General features: G+C 66.2%; 14 protein-coding genes. 4 read left to right on the top strand and 10 right to left on the bottom strand.

Going from position 1 to position 15,152, the window contains the following annotated elements; genetic code table 11:
- Nucleotides 1-12: 12 nt before the first annotated feature.
- The 6 genes from ybaK to mobB form a co-directional block, all read right to left on the bottom strand.
- Nucleotides 13-486 (bottom strand): Cys-tRNA(Pro) deacylase, encoded by a 474-nt coding sequence (gene ybaK / locus ABIA45_RS21360; protein ID WP_157285465.1) that lies wholly within the window; start codon nt 484-486, stop codon nt 13-15.
- Between the two features lie 226 nt (nt 487-712).
- Complete coding sequence (fdhF, locus tag ABIA45_RS21365; RefSeq protein ID WP_404653525.1) at nt 713-3,481, bottom strand: formate dehydrogenase subunit alpha; 2,769 nt, start codon at nt 3,479-3,481, stop codon at nt 713-715.
- Nucleotides 3,478-5,184, bottom strand: coding sequence for an NADH-ubiquinone oxidoreductase-F iron-sulfur binding region domain-containing protein (locus ABIA45_RS21370; protein WP_404653526.1), 1,707 nt, complete (start codon nt 5,182-5,184; stop codon nt 3,478-3,480). Before ABIA45_RS21370 ends, fdhF begins: the two co-directional genes overlap by 4 nt.
- A 268-nt stretch (nt 5,185-5,452) precedes the next feature.
- Nucleotides 5,453-5,686, bottom strand: a complete 234-nt coding sequence (locus tag ABIA45_RS21375; RefSeq protein WP_036011410.1) for a sulfurtransferase TusA family protein — start codon at nt 5,684-5,686, stop codon at nt 5,453-5,455.
- Nucleotides 5,687-5,733: 47 nt separating this feature from the next.
- A complete protein-coding gene (gene glp / locus ABIA45_RS21380; protein WP_271538638.1) occupies nt 5,734-6,990 on the bottom strand; it encodes a gephyrin-like molybdotransferase Glp in 1,257 nt (418 codons plus the stop codon).
- A gap of 9 nt (nt 6,991-6,999) precedes the next feature.
- Nucleotides 7,000-7,527, bottom strand: coding sequence for a molybdopterin-guanine dinucleotide biosynthesis protein B (mobB, locus tag ABIA45_RS21385; RefSeq protein ID WP_404653527.1), 528 nt, complete (start codon nt 7,525-7,527; stop codon nt 7,000-7,002).
- Between the two features lie 209 nt (nt 7,528-7,736).
- Here mobB and fdhD point away from each other — a divergent pair, with 209 nt between their 5' ends.
- Complete coding sequence (fdhD, locus tag ABIA45_RS21390; protein ID WP_036026616.1) at nt 7,737-8,627, top strand: formate dehydrogenase accessory sulfurtransferase FdhD; 891 nt, start codon at nt 7,737-7,739, stop codon at nt 8,625-8,627.
- Nucleotides 8,608-9,264 (top strand): molybdenum cofactor guanylyltransferase MobA, encoded by a 657-nt coding sequence (gene mobA, locus ABIA45_RS21395; RefSeq protein WP_404653528.1) that lies wholly within the window; start codon nt 8,608-8,610, stop codon nt 9,262-9,264. Before fdhD ends, mobA begins: the two co-directional genes overlap by 20 nt.
- Before the next feature lie 5 nt (nt 9,265-9,269).
- Here the strand turns inward: mobA and ABIA45_RS21400 are convergent, their stop codons facing one another.
- Nucleotides 9,270-9,569 (bottom strand): hypothetical protein, encoded by a 300-nt coding sequence (locus ABIA45_RS21400; RefSeq protein WP_109145958.1) that lies wholly within the window; start codon nt 9,567-9,569, stop codon nt 9,270-9,272.
- 110 nt (nt 9,570-9,679) lie between these two features.
- Between ABIA45_RS21400 and ABIA45_RS21405 the strand changes: the two genes are divergently transcribed.
- The gene (locus ABIA45_RS21405) at nt 9,680-9,910 is read left to right on the top strand and encodes a hypothetical protein (RefSeq protein WP_404653530.1); all 231 of its coding nucleotides are present in this window, start codon (nt 9,680-9,682) and stop codon (nt 9,908-9,910) included.
- 44 nt (nt 9,911-9,954) lie between these two features.
- Here the strand turns inward: ABIA45_RS21405 and ABIA45_RS21410 are convergent, their stop codons facing one another.
- From ABIA45_RS21410 to ABIA45_RS21420, 3 genes are read right to left on the bottom strand one after another with little or no spacing between them, the layout of a single operon-like run.
- Nucleotides 9,955-11,904, bottom strand: coding sequence for a molybdopterin biosynthesis protein (locus ABIA45_RS21410; protein ID WP_404653532.1), 1,950 nt, complete (start codon nt 11,902-11,904; stop codon nt 9,955-9,957).
- 13 nt (nt 11,905-11,917) lie between these two features.
- A complete protein-coding gene (locus ABIA45_RS21415) occupies nt 11,918-13,024 on the bottom strand; it encodes a molybdopterin-binding protein (RefSeq protein ID WP_404653533.1) in 1,107 nt (368 codons plus the stop codon).
- Nucleotides 13,025-13,084: 60 nt separating this feature from the next.
- Nucleotides 13,085-13,912: a substrate-binding domain-containing protein gene (locus ABIA45_RS21420; RefSeq protein WP_404653535.1), complete on the bottom strand. Its 828-nt coding sequence runs from the start codon at nt 13,910-13,912 to the stop codon at nt 13,085-13,087.
- A 281-nt stretch (nt 13,913-14,193) separates the two neighbouring features.
- Here ABIA45_RS21420 and ABIA45_RS21425 point away from each other — a divergent pair, with 281 nt between their 5' ends.
- The gene (locus ABIA45_RS21425) at nt 14,194-15,087 is read left to right on the top strand and encodes a helix-turn-helix transcriptional regulator (RefSeq protein WP_271538656.1); all 894 of its coding nucleotides are present in this window, start codon (nt 14,194-14,196) and stop codon (nt 15,085-15,087) included.
- The last annotated feature ends 65 nt before the right edge of the window (nt 15,088-15,152 follow it).

Consider the following 15,152-nt stretch of genomic DNA (forward strand, 5'->3'; position numbering starts at 1 on the left):
CCCCCATCGCCTTCAAGCCAGCACATCCGCCACGACCGCCTTCAGAACATCCCGCACGCCGGTGGGCTTCATCCGCACCTGCAAGCCGCGCTGGCCACCGTTGAGATAGACGAGATCATGCGCAAGCGCGCTCTGCTCGATCACGGTGCGCACAGGCTTGCGCTGCCCGAACGGGCTGATGCCGCCGACCTTGTAGCCGGTGACGCGCTCGGCCTCGGGCGGCTTCATCATCTGCGCCGACTTGCCGCTCGCCGCCGCCGCCAGCTTCTTCATCGAGACTTCCTGGTCGGACGGCACGACCACGCAGACCGGCTTGCCGTCGACCAGCGCCATCAGCGTCTTCAGGACGCGCGCCGGGTCCTCGCCGAGCGCGGCCGCCGCCTGGAGCCCGATGCTCTCGGCGTCGGGATCATAGTCATAGGTGTGAACGGTGAAGGCAACACCGGCGGCCGCGAGTGCGCGTGTGGCGGGGGTGACTTTGGACATGGACGGTATTTACCACCGTCATTGCGAGGAGCGAAGCAACGAAGCATCGACTGTGTGGGACAACCTAGCACCGCAATAGCTGTCATCGCCCGGCTTGACCGGGCGATCCAGTATTCCGCGACGTCTGCGATTGAACCGAAAGGCCGCGGTGTACTGGATTCCCCGCCGTCGCGGGGAATGACACCCGTTTTGTGGCAAGCCTCGTGCGCGATGACGAGGCATCCCCTTATTCCGCGGCGTCCCGCATCTCGGCGCGCTCGGCCCGCGCTGCGCAGAACTTGAACTCCGGGATCTTGCCGAACGGGTCCAGCGCCGGGTTGGTGAGCAGGTTCGCCGCCGCCTCGGCGTAGCAGAACGGCATGAACACCATGTTCTCCGGCACGTCGCGGTCGGAGCGGACCTTGACCTCGACGGCGCCGCGGCGGGTCTCCAGGCGAATGAAATCGCCGGGCACCAGCTTCTTGTTGCGCATGTCCTTTGGCGACATGAACGCGACCGCCTCGGGCTCGATCTGGTCGAGCACCTGGGCGCGGCGCGTCATCGAGCCGGTGTGCCAGTGCTCCAGCACGCGGCCGGTCGAGAGCACCATCGGATATTCGTCGTCGGGAATCTCGTCCGGCGGGATGACCTTGGCCGGCACGATCTTGCCGCGGCCGCTCGCAGTCGGGAAGCCCGTGGTGAAGATGATCTCGTTGCCGGGCTTGTTCGGATCGTCGACCGGATAGGTCACCGCGCCTTCGCGCACCAGCCGCTCCCAGGTGATGTTCTTCAGCGACGGCATCAGCTCTGCCATCTCGGTGAAGACGTCGCCGGGTCCGGCATAGTTCCACGGCAAGCCCATGCGCTTGCCGATCTCCTGGATGATCCAGAGATCCTGGCGCGCATCGCCGGGCGGCTTGATCACCTGACGCGCCAGCTGCACGCGGCGATCGGTGTTGGTGAAGGAGCCGTCCTTCTCGGCGAAGGCCGAGGCCGGCAGGATCACGTCGGCATGGAAAGCAGTCTCCGTGACGAAGAGGTCCTGCACCACGAGATGATCTAGCATTGCAAGCGCCTGGCGCGCGTGCTGCAAATCGGGATCGGACATTGCGGGATTCTCGCCCTCGATATACATGCCCTTGATCTCGCCCGCATGGATCGCGTTCATGATCTCGACCACGGTCAGGCCGCGGACGGGATCGAGATCCTGCTGCCAGAGCTTTTCGAAGCTGCCGCGCAAATCATCGCGCCCCACCGGCTGGTAGTCCGGCAGGAACATCGGGATCAGGCCGGCATCGGAAGCGCCCTGCACGTTGTTCTGGCCGCGCAGCGGATGCAGGCCGGTGCCGGGACGGCCGACCTGACCGGTGATCAGCGCGAGCGCAATCAGGCAGCGTGCATTGTCGGTGCCATGGACGTGCTGGCTGATGCCCATACCCCAGAAGATGATCGACGATTTCGCGCGCGCATAGGTGCGCGCCACCTCGCGCAAGATCTGCGCCGGGACGCCGCAGATCGGCTCCATCTTCTCCGGCGTGAACTCCTTGATCTTCTCCTTGAGGTCCTCAAAACCCTCGGTGTAGCCGGCGATGTACTGGTCGTCGGTCAGGCCTTCGGTGATGATCGTGTTGATCATCGCGTTCAGCATCGCGACGTCGGACCCCGGCTTGAACTGCAGATGCTTGGTCGCATGCCGCGACAGCGACTGCCGGCGCGGATCCATCACGAACAGTTTTGCGCCGTTCTGCTTGACCGCGTTCTTGATGAACGTCGCCGCAACCGGATGGTTCACCGTCGGATTGGCGCCGATCACGATGATGACCTCGGCGTCCATGGCAGCAGAGAACGGTGCCGACACCGCGCCCGAGCTGAGGCCTTCGAACAGCGCCGCCACCGACGAAGCGTGACAAAGACGCGTGCAGTGGTCGACGTTGTTGGAGCCGAAGCCGGTGCGCACCAGCTTCTGGAACAGATAGGCCTCTTCGTTCGAGCCCTTGGCCGAACCGAAGCCGGCCAGCGCTTTCACGCCCTTCTCGTCGCGGATCTTGACGAGGCCCTTGGCGGCGATGTCGAGCGCTTCCTCCCAGCTCGCCTCGCGGAAATGCGTGAACGGATTCGCCGGATCGACCTGGTCGTTGGCGTCCTTCTTCGCGTTCGGCAGCCGCACCAGCGGCTTCGTTAGGCGATGCGGATGGTGGATGTAGTCGAAGCCGAAGCGCCCCTTCACACAGAGGCGATTGTGATTGGCGGGGCCGTCGCGGCCTTCCGCATAGATCACCTTCTCGTCCTTGACCTCATAGGTGACCTGGCAGCCGACGCCGCAGAACGGGCAGAGCGAATCCACTTTCTTGTCGGCATAGGTGACGCGGGTCTGCTTGGCGTCGAGCATCACGGCCGGCATCAAGGCGCCGGTCGGGCAGGCCTGCACGCATTCGCCGCAGGCAACGCAGGTCGACTCGCCCATGGGGTCGTCGAAGTCGAACACGATCTTGGCGCCGGCATTGCGATAGGCCATGCCGATGACGTCGTTGACCTGGACCTCACGGCAGGCGCGCACGCACAGGCCGCACTGGATGCAGGCATCGAGATTGACGCGCATCGCCGGATGGCTGGCATCAGTGGCCCAGCGCTCGGCGGCGGGAAAGCGGCTCTCGGTGACGCCAGTGGTCTCGGCCCAGTGCCAGAATTTCGACTTCGGATCGTGGCTGGTTTCGCGCGCCGGCTGGTCTGCGACCAGCAGCTCCATCACCATCTTCTGCGCAGCAGTCGCGCGAGCGCTCTCGGTCTTCACCTTCATGCCGACCGACGGCGTGCGCTTGCAGGACGCGGCGAGCACGCGCTCGCCCTCGATCTCGACCATGCAGGCGCGGCAATTGCCGTCGGGGCGATAGTCCGGCGCCGGCGAATAGCAGAGGTGCGGAATGTCGCGGCCCTGCCGCTTTGCGACCTGCCAGATCGTCTCGCCGGGCTTGGCCTCGACCTGCTTGCCATCGAGTTCGAACGTAATCTTGGTCATTCGGCCGCTTCCTTGAACTCGTCAGGGAAATATTTGATCACGGAAGACAGCGGATTCGATGCCGCCTGTCCGAGCCCGCAGATCGAGGCATCGCGCATCGCCTGGCTCAATTCTTCCAGCAAGGCACGGTTCCAGACCGGCCTTTGCATCAGCAGCGCCGCCTTCTGGGTGCCGACGCGGCACGGCGTGCACTGGCCGCAGCTCTCGTCCTCGAAGAACTTCATCAGGTTCAGTGCGGCCGACCGCACGCTGTCCTTGTGCGACAGGATCACGATCGCAGCCGAGCCGATGAAGCAGCCGTATTTCTCCAGCGTGCCGAAATCGAGCGGGATGTCGTCCATCGCTGCAGGCAAAATGCCGCCAGACGCACCGCCCGGCAGATAGGCGTAGAACTGGTGGCCGTCGGCCATGCCGCCGCAATATTCCTCGATCAGCTCGCGCACGGTGATGCCCGCGGGCGCGAGCTTCATGCCGGGATTCTTGACGCGGCCCGAGACCGAGAAGCTGCGCAGGCCGTGACGCTCGTGGCGGCCATGGCCCTTCCACCAATCGGCGCCCTTCTCGACGATGTCGCGCACCCACCACAGCGTCTCGATATTGTTGATCAGCGTCGGCAGGCCGAACAGGCCAACCTGGAACGGGTAAGGCGGCTTGTGCCGGGGCAGGCCGCGCTTGCCCTCGATGCTCTCCAGCAGCGAGGATTCCTCGCCGCAGATGTAAGCGCCGGCGCCGCGGCGCAGGTGCAGCGTCGGGCCGCCCGGCGGAAGCTTTGCGATCTCGCGCTGGAGGATCTCGCGCGAGGCCGGATATTCGTCGCGCAGATAGATGTAGACGTCGCTCGCCTGCACCACGTGGGCGCCGATCAACATACCCTCGATGAAGCGATGCGGATCGGTTTCGAGGTAATAGCGGTCCTTGAACGTGCCGGGCTCACCCTCGTCGCCGTTGATCGCCATCAGCCGCGGTCCGGGCTCGCCGAGCACGGCGCGCCATTTGCGCCCGGTGGGGAAGCCGGCGCCGCCAAGGCCGCGCAGCGAAGCGTCGTCGAGCGCCTTCAGGAGATCGTCCTTCGACAATTCGCCGGAGCGCAGACGATTGAGCAGCTTGTAGCCGCCACCGGCGACGTAGGCATCATACTCGGTATATTTGGGCAGATGCGTATGAGTATCGCCGGCCTTTGCCGCCGCCATCACATCGGCGAGGGTCGCATGGTCGACGAAATTGTGCCCGACCTCGGCGGCCGGCGCTGTGTCGCAGCGGCCAACGCAGGGCGCGCGCACGACGCGGATGCCGGGACCTGACGCGCTCTGCAGATCTTCGAGCAGGTTCTCGCCGCCAAGCATCGCGCAGGTGAGCGAATCGCAGACGCGGATCGTCAGCGGGGGAATGTCGGGCTCGCCTTCCTTCACCACGTCGAAATGCGCGTAGAAGGTCGCCGTCTCGAACACCTCGGCGAAGGCGAGCTTCATCTCGTCGGCGAGCGCGGCCAGATGCGCCGCCGAGATCTGGTGATACTTGTCCTGGATCAGGTGCAGATATTCGATCAACAGATCGCGTCGTCGCGGCCTGTCGCCGAGCAACAGCTCGATCTCGTGCGCGGCCGTGGGATCGACCTGCCGCCCCTTGGGAGTCGCCTTGGCGCGTCGGCGTCCCTCACCGGGATGCTCGAAGGAGCGGACCTTGTGCACGTCCTCGTGGCTCATCGCTTCGTCTCGATCTCGTCCTTATCAGGACTCCACTTCTATCCCTTGGCATGCCAGATGCCAAGAAAATTATCACGCTGGCGGAAGTGGTTACGCTGCACGGCTCAACGGAGCCCAGCACGGCCCTGCGTTCTTGAGCAAGGCCGAGCCAAGCCCGAATTGGCCGGGAGATCAATAAAGGCGTCTCATGCTGCGATAGCGAAGTCCTATCGACTTCGCTTGAGGCGCGGCGGGAGCGCAAAGGCCGCCGCCGTGAACATTCCCCGTTCTACGGGGCGTCGCTCTTTTCGACCAGGAACACGATGCGCGCCTCGTTGCGCTCGGTGATCTCGACCTTGTCGCCGGTCTCGCGGATTAGATTGGGAATATCGATCACCGAGAGTGGATCGGTGCAGTGAACTTCGAGCTGGTCGCCTGCCTTGAGCGGCTTGAGCGCCTTGCGCGTCTTGAGGGCCGGCAACGGGCATTTCAGCCCGGTGAGATCGAGTGTCGTCCTGGTCATGGCCGCACCATGGCGAGGCGGAGCGGCTGCGTCAACGGCAGGAGGCGTCAGATAAGGCTGGCATAGGGCAGGAAGCCGACGTCCTGCCCCGGCTCGACATTCGTGATGTCCTCGCCGAGTTCGACGAGGCCATCGGTCTCGACCAGCGAGGATAGGAGCCCTGCCCCTTCGCGCGGGAACTTGATCGCCTCGAGCCCGCCGTCCTGCGCGCGCCGCAGCGAGGCGCGCACATATTCACGCCGGCCGGACTTCTTCTTGTAGGTGAACGCCGCGCGCAGCGGGATCGCCAAGAGCGGCTCCGGCAAGGCGCCCGCCAGCGCCAACACCGTCGGGCGCACCACGTGGACGAATGTCACGAAGCTCGCGACGGGATTGCCGGGCAGTCCGATCAGCGGTGTGCCGTCGATGATGCCCATCGCCACGGGACGACCGGGCTTGATCGCCATCCGCCACAGCACCAGCGAGCCGATGCTCTCCACCGCCGCCTTGACGTGATCCTCCTCGCCGGTCGAGACGCCTCCAGTGGTGAGGATCAGGTCATGGTCGCCTGCGACCTGCTTCAGGCCGCACGCCAGCGACGCTCGCTCATCGCGCAGAATGCCGAGATCGCTGACCTCGCAGCCGAGCCGCCGCAGCATCGCCATCAGCATGAAGCGATTGGAATCGAACAATTGCGAGGCGGCGCGCGGCTCGCCGGGCGAGGCGAGCTCGTCGCCGGTCGAAAACACGGCGACACGGATGCGCCTGACGACGTCGAGCTTCGCCAGGCCGAACGCGGCGGCAAGGGCGACGTGCTGCGGCCGCAGGCGCTGGCCGGCGCGCAGCGCGACCTGACCTTGGGGAATGTCCTCGCCTGCAGGCCGCACATTTGCGCCGGGCTTCAGCCCCGGCGGCAGCACGATCCTGCCTGAAGCATCGATGCGGACGTCCTCCTGCATGAAGACGGTCTCCGCATCCGGCGGCATCGGGGCGCCGGTGAAAATGCGCGCGGTGTGGCCGGGCTTGATCGGCGCTTGCGCAAGGCCGCCGGCCTGGATGCGGCCGTCAAGCGGGAAGGCCTGCTCTGCGCTTGCCGGTAGGTCGGCATTGCGCACGGCGTAACCGTCAACGGCGGAGTTGGTGAACGGCGGCAGCGGCAAAGGCGCGGCCACATCGCGCGCGAGCACGCGCCCGTCGGCATCGACCAGCGCCACCGTCTCGAGATCGACGATGGCGTTGACGCGCGTCGTGATGAGGTCGACGGCTTCGTCGACCGACATCATCGGGCCGCCAAAGGCAAAGCAATCGTCCGACAGTTGCGCCATGGTGCCTCGTCAGCGTGTCGCGGCGCTTCTTGCTACCGCTTCCTCGACCGGCATCGCCGCCCGTAGCATCAATGCCGCGGCGCCTTCGATATCGTCGAGATGGACAGTCGGGAGCCTCGTGTCAATCGCGACGTCGGTCGCAATCCCGGCAATTCCGGCATCGTCCGGAAACAGCAGCGGCTTGCAGTTGGCGGCACGATGCACCTCGATCTTGCGGTGCGGCTCGCGCTTGAATCCCTCGACCACGACGAGATCGACCGCAGAGAGCTTGTCGAGCAGCTCCGGCAGCCGCGGCTCCGCCGCCCCGCGCAGCTCATGCATCAGCGCCCAGCGTTTCGACGAGGCCACCAGAACCTCCGCCGCGCCGGCCTCGCGATGGCGCCAGGAATCCTTGCCGGGCACGTCGACGTCGAACTGGTGATGCGCATGCTTGATCACGGAGACGCGCAGGCCCTGCGCGTGGAAATGCGGGATCAGCCGCGTCAACAGCGTGGTCTTGCCCGCACCGCTCCAGCCTGCAAGGCCGATGACTTTCATTCCAGCTCTCTTTTCCAGCAACCAGCGCTCGCCGATGGAACCACCATCCCCTCCCCGTCATTGCGAGCGGAGCGAAGCAATCCAGACTGCCGCTGCGGAAAGATCCTGGATTGCTTCGCTGCGCTCGCAATGACGACAAGGCGGCATTTCGCTCTCTCCCCGCCATGCTTATATCGGCTTGACCCGAATGTCATGCTAACCTCGCCGCCATGATGAAGATCGACAAAGCCCCGGTGCCCCTGATCGTCCCCAATCCGGACGACCCGCGCCTGACCCAGAGCGTGACCGGCACCGACCAGACCGGCGCCAGGGTCGAGATCAAGGTGCCGATGGAGCGGCCGCTGACGCTCTATCTGAACGCGCAGGAGATCGTCACCATGATGACGATCGGCGACTATCCGGAATATCTGGCGCTCGGCTATCTGCTGAACCAGAACATGCTGAAATATAACGACGTGGTCACCGAGGTCGAGTACGACGACGACCTCCAGGTGGTCGTCGTGCGCACCTCACACCACACCAATTTCGAAGCCAAGCTGAAGAAGCGCACGCAGACCTCCGGCTGCGCGCAGGGCACCGCCTTCGGCGACCTCTTGGAGGCGGTCGAGAGCGTCGCGCTGCCCAAGGCGGAGCTGCGCACCTCCTGGCTCTACCAGATGACGCAGACCATCAACACCATGCCCTCGCTTTATCTGGAGGCCGGCGCGATCCACGGCTGTGTGCTGTGCAAGGAAGGCACCCCGCTCTGCTACACCGAGGATGTCGGCCGCCACAACGCCGTCGACAAGATCGCGGGCTGGATGTACCGCCACGGCGTCGACGCGTCCGACAAGATCCTCTACACCACGGGGCGCCTCACCTCGGAGATGGTGATCAAGACGGTGCGCATGGGCATTCCGATCCTGGTGTCGCGCTCCGGCTTCACCGCCTGGGGTGTCGATCTCGCAAGGCAGGTCGGCCTGACGCTGGTCGGACGCACCCGGGGCAAACGCTTCATCGTGCTCGCAGGCGAAGAGCGTATCGTCTACGACCAGAACCTCGCTTATGTCGAGGAGGAATCGGCCAAGCACAAGCGCAAGGGTGAAGGCGGTGACGACTGACATTTCCGCGGCGCGTGTTCCGCCGACTCTCGGCGTGCTGCTCGCCGGTGGGCTCGCGCGGCGCATGGGCGGCGGCGACAAGCCGATGCGCACCATCGGCGGCCGCACCATTCTGGAACGCGTGATCGCGCGCCTTGCGCCCCAGTGCAGCGGACTGATCCTCAACGCCAACGGCGATCCCGCCCGCTTTGCCGCGTTCAGCCTGCAGGTCGTCGCCGACGACGTGCCCGGCTTCCCCGGTCCCCTGGCCGGCATCCTCGCGGCGCTCGACTGGGCCGCGGCGAACCGGCCGCAGATCGAATGGGTGCTCAGCGCCGCCGGCGATTGCCCGTTCCTGCCGCGCGACCTCGTCGCGCAGCTGCATGAGGCGCGCGCGCGTGAGAATGCGCAGCTTGCGGTCGCAGCCTCAGGCGAGCAGTCGCATCCGGTGATCGGCCTGTGGCGCGTCGCCTTGCGCGAGGAGCTGCGCCACGCGCTTGTGGACGAAGACCTCCGCAAGATCGACCGCTGGACCGCGCGCTATCCGCTCGCAACGGTGACTTGGCCGAACGAGCCGCTCGATCCGTTCTTCAATGCCAACACGGTCGAGGACATTACCGAGGCCGAGCGGCTGGCGGCGCTGGATGACGCGTCCTAGCGGCTCTATGATTTCGGAAACTCGTTGAGGAGCTGCGCCCAGATGATCGCGAAGGCGATCAGGCCGCAAATGCCGACGGCAGTGGTGAAGCGCGGCAAACGGCCGATCGCAACCAGCACCCAGGCCGGCAGGAAGAACGCCCCGAAGACCATGCCCAGCGGAAACACCGCGAGCCATTGAAAGCCGCTGCCGTCCCCGGGCGGGACATTCGCGATGTAATGGAAGGTGTAGAGCCAGAACAGCGTGCCGGCCGCCGCGACGAGAGCAGCGATCTTGCGGAAATTGAGGGGCGTCGATGCAGTCATGACCTGGCTCATGTTCCTTGGTCGCTTCGGCGCCCCGCCAAGTTCATGACGTCGTGAACCGGACCTGAAACGGGAGCGACCACAGGTCTGGACATTCCCCGGACGAAGCCATGGCCGCCCCTCTCTTGAATACGATCTTCGAATTCGTCGATTTCGTCTTCGATCTCTCCGAGACGATCGATCGCACGAGGCAGCTGAGCAAGCCTGACATCGTCGAGGTGCCGCCGGATCCAAAGCCGCTGCCGCCCGCCGCGCGGCGCGCGCTTGCCGAGGCCGAGGATCGTGAGCGCAAGCGAGAGCAGGCCGCTCAGGCGGCCAGCCGTACCGACAAGGCATCGTAGCCGTAGACCTCTCCTGGGTCGAACGCCGCGTCGTGGTCCCTCGTCTATGCGGGCCGGAAGCCCGCTCGCGCGAGCGACGCGCGTACCTCGTTCGAGCCGAGTGCGTCGAGAAAAGCCTGCACTGCCGATCGTTGCTTTCGCGCACTCACCAGCGCGAAATCGTAGTGCTCTTCGGCCAGCGGAATGAAACCGAGGCCGACGGCGTGGGCGACCGGCGCAATGGTCATGCCCCAATCGGCCCGGTGCTGCGCGACGGCCGCCGCGACCGCATTGTGCGAACGCGGCTGGTTCCAGTAGCCTTCCGGCCGCGCGCCGCCGAGCAGCCGGTCGATCAGGATGCGGGTGCCGGCGCCCTGGTTGCGGTTGACCATGATGCAGGCGGGATCAGCGAGCGCCGCCGCAACGGCGTCCTTTGCACCAAGACCTTCGAAACGTCTGTCGTCCTTGCGGAAGACGATGCCCTGCATTCGCCGCCAGCCGGCGACCAGCTCGACTCCCTCGACGAGATAGGACGTGTTGTAGGTCTCGCTGCGGTCGTCGAACAGATGGATCGGCGCGAGATCGCATTCGCCACGCTTTGCCGCCGCCAATCCTCCGAGGCTGCCGACCGCGATCGAGCGTACGGTCAGGCCGGCATGCGCCAGCTGTGCCGTGACGAGATCGAGGCCGGTGCAATGGCTGCCGACGATGACGAGATCCGGCACGCGCACATGCGGCGTGAACAGCGTCACCTCGGTTTCGGTGCCGGCCGGCATCTGGTCGGCAAGTGCGTCGATGCGCAGAAAGCCGTCCGCCTGAGCAAAGGACGTGATCGCACCAGACCCCTTGCCGGAGGGATAGGCGATGAGGCCCTCCCGGCCCTCAACCAGCGAGACCATGACGAATTCGGTGCGGCCGAGCTCGGAGGCGATGCGCACCGGCACCGTTGCGATCACCTTGGCATCGGAGCGCGGCGGCAATCCGGCCATCCTGCGCAGCACCGGCACGATCATGTCGTGGAAGGTGAACATCGCCGAGGTCGGAAAGCCCGGCAGGATCACGACGGGCTTGCCGTCGCACACCGCAAGACACAACGGCTTGCCGGGCTTGAGCGCGACGCCATGGGCGATGATGCCGGGTGCGCCGAGCCGGCTGATAATGCGATGAGAGAGATCGCCCGCGCCTTTCGACGTGCCGCCCGAGAGCACCAGCATGTCGGCTTCCGCAAGCGCGTTGCGCATGGCGGCTTCGAGCCTGGCTTCGTCGTCCGGAACAGCGCCGAGGAAGACGGCCTCGCCACCGTTTTCGTCGATCGCGGCCGCGACGATGGCGCCATTGGTATCGTAGATCTCGGCGGGCCCGAGCACCTCGCCGGGCTGAACCAGCTCATCGCCGGTGGAGATCACGGCAACCCGCGGCCTGCGCGCGACACCCACCTCGGCGATGCCGCAAGCCGCCAGCATGCCGATCTCGCGCGAGCCGATGATGGTGCCGGCGCGCAGCAGCGCCTCGCCGCGCGCAATGTCGGACCCGGCATACGAGACAAATTGCCCCGGCGACACGGCGCGACGGACATCGATCGCATCCTGGCCGGCCGGCTGGGTGTGCTCGACCATGACCACGGCATCGGCGCCGCGCGGCAACGGACCTCCGGTGGCGATCGCCGTTGCGGTTCCAGCCGCCACCTGCAGGGTCGGCGCGGTCCCGCAATGAACGGTCTCGCCATTCAGCGCGAGGCGCACGGGCGCGCCCTCCCCGGCCGCCGCGAGGTCGGCGGAGCGCACGGCAAAGCCGTCGACATTGGAGCGGTCGAACGGCGGCACGTCGATCGGCGCCGTGACATCTTCGGCAAGGGCCGCGCCCAGCCCGGCTGCGAGCTTCCGCATTTCGGTGCGAAGCGCGCGCGGGAACAAGGCCGCCTCGAAGCGCGCCAAGGCCTCCTCGCGCGAGAGGATCTTGAGGAACTGCTCCTGCTCGAGCGCGCTGCGGTCCGGTGATTTCGGGATCATCGTCATGCCAGACCCCTTATCACGCCCGCATCAGATACGCATCGATCGATGTACCTGCCGCAAATCCCTCGTCGCTGGCGGAGATGAGCAGCCATGCGTCCGCACGGGCGATGGCCTGAAGCGACCATTCGCCCACGGCAAGCGGCATCCAGGCGCGATGTTCCTCAGCCAGCAAAGCGATCTCGGTGATGCCGACGCTGGAGGCGATTTTTCGCGCAAGCGGCAGCGACACTTTTCGACGCGGCCGGCGCGCCGACAAACCGTCGACGAGCGGCAGCACGAGTGCAAGCCAAGCTGCAAGCGCATGATCGGGCGAGCCGGGCAAGGCGACGACGGGAACCCGCCCCAGCCGTCCGACCGCAGCGGTGCGCCCCGGCTGCAGCGCAAGGCCGTGCGCCATCACCTCGCCGCGCCCGGCGAGGGCGGCGATGGCGGCGTCCTGGCGGCCGACGCCGCTACCGCCGATGGTCAGCAGGACATCGCAGGAGGACGCATCTAGCGCATCGGCGATCGACGCTTTATCGCGTGCATGCGCTTGATGCGTTTCCACATCCAATCCCGCTGTGTGCGCGATCCCGGCAATCGTCTGCGCTGTAACCGTTCCACCCGGCACATTGACGATGCGCAGCCGCGGCCGCCTTACGGCGAGTTTCTCCACGCCCGCCACACGCGCCAGCAACAGGTCCGCCGCACGGATGGGATGGCCGGCGTCCCCCACGGCCCTGCGCGCGGCGATGTCGCGGCCTGCACGCCTGACACCCTGCCCCGGCGCGCCCTCCGCAAGCACCTGGGCAAGCGGCCCCGACGTCTCCACGGCGTCGACATCGAGCACGCAGTCGCATCCCGCCGGCATCGCCTCACCCGCCTCGACCCATAAGGGGGCCATTGCCAGCGGCACAGGCGAGTAAGCGGACGCCCCGACGAGATCGTTGGCAGATAGCGCCCAACCGTCGACGGCCGCAACGTCCCGCGAAGGATAGGCGGCAAGCAGCGGCGCACCCGCCGCGATGCAGCCGATTGCGTCCGCCAGCGGCAACTCCACCGGCGCGACGGGATCAACGCCCCGCAGCAGCGCGGCGAGCGCGGTGTCGAGCGGCGTGAGCGAAGGCGGCAGGCGCTGGGTCATGCGCCATGAGGACCATGCATCGTCCGGTTTGGCAACCGCCGGCGGTGCCGGCCTCAACCCTCAGCCGCCCGACCTATCCGAATTGGGGAAGAACAATTGCTGTCCGTCCACCTTGTAGCCGGCGATCGCCGTCTGCCCCTCCGGCGACGTCAGCCAGTCGACGAAAGTCTGCGCGAGGTCCTTCTTCACGTTCGGGAACTTCGCAGGATTCACCAGCATCACGCCATATTGGTTGAGCAGCCGCCGGTCGCCTTCGACGACGATGTCGAGATCGCCGCGATCGCTGAACGCGATCCAGCTGCCGCGATCCGCAAGCACATAGGCATTGGCGGCGCGCGCGGCCCCGAGCGATGCGGCCATGCCGGGGCCGGCCTCGCGATACCAGGCGCCCTTGGCGCCGGCAATGTCGATGCCGGCGACGATCCAAAGCGCGAGCTCCGCGGCATGAGTGCCCGACCGATCGCCACGCGTCACGAACGGCGCGCCCTTGGCTTCGATCGCCTTCAGCGCCGTCGCGATGTCCTTGCCCTTCACGCCCGCGGGATCGCTCTTCGGCCCGATCAGCACATAGTCGCTGTACATCACGTCGTAGCGCTTCACGCCAAAGCCGTCGGCGACGAACTTCTCCTCCTGAGGCCGCGCGTGCATCAGCACGACGTCGACCTCGCCCCGCCGCGCACCATCGAGCACTTCGTCGGCGCGCCGCGCGATCACGGTGACGTCGATGCCGGTCTTGTCGCGGAAGATCGATAGCAGATAGTCGAGCAGCCCGGATTCCTGAGTCGCCGTCGTCGAAGCGAGGACGATGCTGCGTTCCTCCGCGGCCGACGCCGCAACGCCTGCGGCAAGGCCGCAGAGAAGCGCAAGTGCAACGGACAGGCGGCCCATGATCGGGTTCCCTCAGGTTTGACGCCGTCATGATGATGATCGATTGCGCCGCACTCGTGACGCGTTTTGCGCTGCCGGCCGGGAAATTTCGGCAACTTCATCGCGGCGCACCGCCCGCGCGATCTCTCTAGGATCGTTCACCAAAGCAGAGATCGCGCGTCGTGACGTGTTGCAAAGCAGCGAGATGATCGGGCATGGTTCCCCGCGACAAATATCTGAAATGCAGAATTCCACCTGCGTCGGACGTCAAAAAGAAGCAAGAATTTGCATAGGAATGCAGGATGGAATTCCTGACCACCAGCGAAGCCGCCGACTACCTTCGGCTCGGCGAACGCAAGCTTTACGAACTCGTCACCACCGGTGCGATCCCCTGCAGCAAGGTGACGGGAAAATGGCTGTTCCCACGGCACGAGCTCGACCTTTGGGTCCTGTCGGGCCTTGCGCGCCCGGCCGGCATGTTGATCGCCGAGCCGCCGCCGGTCGTCGGCGGCAGCCACGACGAACTGCTCGATTGGAGCCTGCGCGAGTCCGGCTCGGGGCTCGGATCGATGAACGAGGGCAGCGCGCGCGGGCTCGAGCGCTTGCAGCGCAATGAGGTGATGGCTGCGGCGGTGCACTTCCACGCGCTCGACGCCGGCGACAATGTCGCCAGCGATGCCAGCATCGAAGCGCTGCGGACCACGCCAGACCTGCATGATGCGGTGCTGATCGCGTTCGTGCGCCGCGAAGAGGGTCTCCTGCTGCCGCACGGCAATCCCAAGCACCTGCACAGCCTGACCGACGTGCTCGCAGCCGGGGCCCGGATGGCGATGCGGCAACAGGGCACGGGCGCGCAGATGCTGCTCGACGTGCTGCTCAGGCGCGCCGGCGCCTCGATGCGGGACTTGCGCCGGATCGAGCCGCCGGCGCTGACCGGCCCGGATCTGGCCGAGCTGGTTCGCGCCGGCCAGGCCGATTGCGGCATCGCGACGCGCTCCGCGGCGCGCTCGGCCGGTCTCGATTTCGTGCCGCTGGTCTGGGAGAATCTCGACCTCGCGATGCGGCAGCGCAGCTATTTCCGCCCCGCCATGCAGGCCTTGCTCCGCTTCCTGAACGAGCGGCGGCTGCGCCAGCGCGCGGAGGAGCTGACCGGCTACGATCCCTCCCCCGCAGGACAGATCCGCTTCGCAGCCTGACATTGACGCCAGCCCCCTAATAGTTGCAAAAGAAACCAATTCGACCGGGCCATACCCGGACAAGC

This window comes from Bradyrhizobium sp. USDA 336 (assembly GCF_044908355.1).
GTDB lineage: Bacteria > Pseudomonadota > Alphaproteobacteria > Rhizobiales > Xanthobacteraceae > Bradyrhizobium > Bradyrhizobium yuanmingense.